This is a genomic window from Aliivibrio sp. 1S128, from assembly GCF_001691065.1.
GTDB lineage: Bacteria > Pseudomonadota > Gammaproteobacteria > Enterobacterales > Vibrionaceae > Aliivibrio.
This window is the reverse complement of the sequence record NZ_MAJV01000024.1, coordinates 1-328: the sequence shown is the minus strand read 5'-3', so window position 1 is coordinate 328 and position 328 is coordinate 1. Positions and strand designations below refer to the sequence as shown.

The following is a 328-nucleotide window of genomic DNA, read 5'->3' as shown; positions in this document are numbered from 1 at the left end:
CTTCGAACTCGGTGTCGGCCGCCAGATCAGCGCCCGCCACATCCACACTCCAGTTGCCATTTTCATCAACCGTGGTTTGGTAATCGGTGCCATTGATGGTCATGGTCACCACATCGTTTTCACTGATGTCGCCACCTGTCGCCGTACCGGTGACCGCAATAGTTTGTCCACTTTCTGCCGCATTAATCACGTCATCTGCCGTGATATCGGCCACCGTTACGGTGCCTTCTGTCGCTTCAAGATCAACCGTATGGGTTGATGTTGCAGTGCTTTCGATTGCATTTCCTGCCGCGTCCGTTGACGCCACGCTCACTTCGAACTCGGTGTC

General features: G+C 54.6%; 1 protein-coding gene. It reads right to left on the bottom strand.

Annotation, left to right across the window (positions count from 1 at the left end):
• Nucleotides 1-328: Ig-like domain-containing protein (locus A6E03_RS04400; RefSeq protein WP_141677221.1), on the bottom strand; the 328-nt coding region annotated here is incomplete at both ends.